Genomic DNA, 4568 nt, shown 5'->3' on the forward strand with positions numbered 1-4568 from the left:
ATCGGGAACCCCACCGCCACATCGGCACTGCCGCTGAGCTTGGCCAACAAAACCGCCAACGCGGCCTGAATCACCATGAAACTGGTCGCGTTGTGCTCCCGGGCCACCCGTGTCACATGCTGCTGCAGCTCAGCTGGCCAATGCACATCTATCCTGGCCCCACGCTGATCAGCCACCAACGGATACGGCCGATCGGTGGGCAGCTGCAACCGCTCAGGCAACCCCGCCAGCGACTGCTCCCAATAGCCCAGCTGCGCGGCAATAGGGCTCTCGGCATCGGCCAGATCACCCAGCAGTGCGCGCTGCCACAGCGTGTAATCCACATACTGCACCGGCAACGGCGCCCAATCATGAGCCCGTCCGGCACGGCGGCTGGCATAGGCCACCCCCAAGTCAGCCACCAGCGGAGCGATAGACCAGCCATCGGCGGCGATATGGTGCACCACGGCGACCAACACATGGTCCTCGTCACCAAGACGGAAAAGTGTTGCCCGCAACGGGATCTCAGAAGCCAAGTCAAAACCGTGCCGCGCTACCGCGCCGATGGCCTCATCCAGATGGGTTGCCGACCAGCCGCCGGCATCTACCACCTCCCAACCCAAACGAGCCGCCGAGGCAGGCACAACCACCTGCTGGGCTATCCCGTCGGGCGCCACGAACAGCGTGCGCAGGCTCTCATGGCGGCCCACCACATCACCGAGCGCCGCACCCAACGCGTCGGAATCGAGTCTTCCGCGCAGCCGCAGCGCGGTGGCCATGTTGTACACCGGTGAGGGCCCCTGCAACTGGTCGATAAACCACAACCGCTGCTGGGCAAACGACAACGGCACCACGGGCGGCCGGGCCACCGCCACCAACGGCTCAGGCCGACGCGAACCAACACCGATACGACACGCCAACTGGGCCACCGTGGGCGCCTCGAACACGGTGCGCACCGACAGATCGGCGTCCAGTGCGGCATTGATCGCGGCGATCAGGCGCATCGCCGAGATGCTGTCGCCGCCGAGGTCGAAGAACGGGTCATCGACGCCGACCCGCTCCAGTCCGAGCACGTCGCAGTAGATGCCGACCAAGATCTCCTCAATGAGGCCGTCCGGGGCCCGATACCCACCTGCGGTGTACTCCGGGGCCGGCAGGGCCCGCGCGTCGAGCTTGCCGTTGGGGGTCAACGGCAACGCCTCAACTGACACCACCGCCGCGGGGACCATGTATGCCGGCAGCCGCTCGGCCACCGCAGCACGCAACTCAACGGGATCCGCCGTCCCGGTGACATAGCCGACCAGGCGTATGTCGCCGGGGCGGTCCTCGCGGGCGATCACCACCGCCTGCGTCACCCCGGCCAAACTCGCTAGGACGGTTTGGATTTCCCCGAGTTCGATGCGATAGCCGCGGATCTTGACCTGCTCGTCCGCGCGCCCCAGATACTGCAGCTGCCCATCAGTACCCCAACGCACCAAATCCCCGGTCCGATACATGCGGGTCCCCGCACCGCCGAACGGACACGCCACAAACCGCGACCCGGTCAATCCCGTCCGACCCACATACCCGACGCCCACGCCGCGACCAGCCACATACAGCTCACCGACCATCCCCGCCGGCACCGCCCGCAACCACCCGTCGAGCACGAACAACGCCGCCCCCGCCACCGGCGAGCCGATCGGCGCCCCCGGCCCCGGCGTCAGCGGCGCACTGATCGACACATCCACCGTGGTCTCGGTGGGGCCATAGGCGTTGATCATCACCCGTCCGGGCGCCCACCGCTCCACCAGCTCGGGTGGACAGGGCTCACCACCCACCACCAAGGCCACCGACCTCAAATTTTGGGGTGACAACGCAGCCGCCGCCGATGGGGTCTGGCTCAAGACGCTGACGTTTTCACCGACCAGCAAGGCGTGAAAGTCTTCCGGTGAATGGGCCACCTCTTCGGACACCACCACAAGCCGACCACCATGTAGCAGGGCCCCCCAGATCTCCCGGACCGAGGCGTCGAAGGCGTAGGAATGCCACTGGGTAGACACCTTTGCCGGACCGGGCGGTGCAAGGCCCGCGTCCAGGGCCTCCATCAGCTGAGTGACGTTGTGGTGGGTGACGGCAACGCCTTTAGGGACTCCGGTGGTGCCCGAGGTGTAAATCAGGTATGCGATGTCATCGGGGGCCGGCGCCGGCAACGCGGTGCTGGGCTGAGCCTGTACCGCCGGGTCATTGACATCGACGACCAGCACCTCATGGTCCACCAGCCGGGAGCGCATTTCCGCGGTGGTGATGACGGCGATCGGCGCGGCGTCGTCGATCATGAACTCGATTCGCGCCGCCGGCATTGCCGGGTCGATCGGTAGATAGGCCGCCCCGGCTTTGAGTACCGCCAAAATCGCTAGGACCGCTTCGGCGGATCGAGGCACCAGCAGCGCCACACACTGACCCGGGCCCGCCCCCTGGGCGGCGAGCAGGTGAGCTAGCTGGGTGGCGGCCTCATCCAGCTCGCGGTAGGTCCACGAACGCGGCCCGCAGGTCAGCGCCACCGCCTCCGGTGAGCGGGCCACCTGCGCCGCGAACAAGACAGGAATCGACACCGCCATGGGTGCGGCCTGGGTGAGTACCGCTTGGTTGCCCCAGTCACTGAGGCGGGCATGCTCGGGTTCATCGAGCAGATCGATCGAGGACAGGGGCCGGGTGGGGTCGGTGGTCATCGCCGCCCCCACCCGCTGCAACTGGGCGACGAGTGCGTCGATGGTGGCGGTGTCGAACACCTCGGTGTCGTATTCGACGCGAAGACCAAGTTCGGCGCCGGGCTGGGCTTGGACCGTGAGCCGGTAGTGGGTTGCCTCGCGGCCGGTTACGTCGGTGATCGTTAATTCGTCGGCGCCCGATAAGGCGGCCGTGTCGACCGGGTAGTTTTCGAACACCAACAAGGTGTCGAAGAGTTGGTCGTGGCCGGTGATCCGGTGAATGTCGCTGAGCGCCAGGTGCTCATGCTCCAGGGTCTGGGTGTGGGCGTGTTGCAGCTGGTCGAGCAGGTCGGCGGTGGTCGTTGTTGCGGTGAGGTGTGCGCGGACCGGCACCGTATTGATGAACAGGCCCACCATCGACTCCGCGCCGGGTACCTCGGCGGGTCGTCCGGAGACCGTGGTGCCGAAGGCGACGTCGTGTTGGCCGGTCAACCACATCAGCAGCTGCGCAAAGGCGGCTTGCAGCACCGTGTTGACGGTCGTGTGATGGGCGCGAGCGAGCTCGCTGAGGGCCTGGGTGGCGTGTTCTGGCAGCCGATAGGACGTGATGCTTCGCTGCGCTGTCCCTAACCGGCCGGCCGGTCCTACCAGGGTGGGGGTGTCAAAGCCGGCCAGCACTTGGGCCCAGGCCGTGCGCGCGGCATCCAGGTCGCGTTCGGCCAGCCAGCTGACAAACCGGCGGTACGGCGCCGGCGCAGGCAGGCGCTGGTGGTAATAGCTGGCGAAAATTTCACCGAGCAGGATCGGCAGCGACCAGCCGTCGATCACGATGTGGTGGAAGGTCAGCACGCACCGGTGGCAATGCTCGGCCGTGCGGATCAACGCCGCCCGAAACGCCGGCGGGTGAGCGATATCGCCGACCGCGGCGCGCTCGGCGGCACACAGTTGCCCGATCTGCTCATCGACATCGCTGTTGAGTTCGACGTACTGCCATCCCGCCACCGGGTCGGCCGGGATGATTTGCACCGGCGGGTCGAACTGAGCGCAGAACCGGGCCGCCAGGTGGGGGTGGCGGGTGATCACGGTGTGTATCGCCCGGTGTAGCCGGTGGGTGTCGAGGGCACCGGCGACGGTGATATCCAGCTGCATCGCATACACATCGGGGTCGGTGCCGTGTGCGGTGCTGGCGTGAAAGAGCAACCCCTGCTGAAGCGGGGTCAACGGCAAAATATCGGCGACCCGGTGGTGCTGGCACAGGTCATCGATTTGGGGCTGGGTCAACCGGGCCGGCGCAATATCCGACGGTGTCAGCCCGCCCCCACCGGCGCGCACATGCGCGCAGATCCCGGTCAGCGCTTGCACCCACAAGCGGCTCAGCTCGCTGGCCGCCGCGTCGTCGAGCACCGAGGGCGCCCAGATCCAGTTGGCGTGCAGCCGGGGCCCGGTATCGGTGTCGACGGTGGCGGCGTTCAGTTCCACGGTGTGCCCCAGCGGCATCGGTACCGCCGCGGCCACCCCCAGAACCGACACGCCGCGCTGATCGATGCGCCACAGCTCACCAAGCCCATCACCGGCGCCCACGCCCAGGCGCCCCAGGTAGTTGAACCCGATCACCGGATCCGAGTCACCCAAATCCACCTCGGGATTCAGGTAGCGCAGCACCCCATAGCTCAGCGGATGCGGCAGCGCGCGCAACTGCTCTTTGACGTTCTTGATCACCCGTCCCAAGTCGGCCTCACCGGCGAGCACCTGGGCCCAGCGCAGCCCTCCGATATTCAAGGCCACCGGGTATTTGGTGGTGAACCAGCCCACCGTGCGCGATAGATCCACCTGCGCGCTCAACTCCTCATGGCGCCCGTGGCCCTCGACGTCGATACCGACCGGTGCGCTGCCGTTGCCCAC

At 67.0% G+C, this 4568-nt stretch carries 1 protein-coding gene; it reads right to left on the bottom strand.

All coding sequences use genetic code 11. The annotated features are described in order from the left end of the window. Positions 1–4568: non-ribosomal peptide synthetase (locus A5791_RS15270; RefSeq protein ID WP_156661347.1), on the bottom strand; the 4568-nt coding region annotated here is incomplete at both ends.

Source organism: Mycobacterium sp. 852002-51163_SCH5372311 (genome assembly GCF_001667115.1).
Lineage (GTDB): Bacteria > Actinomycetota > Actinomycetes > Mycobacteriales > Mycobacteriaceae > Mycobacterium.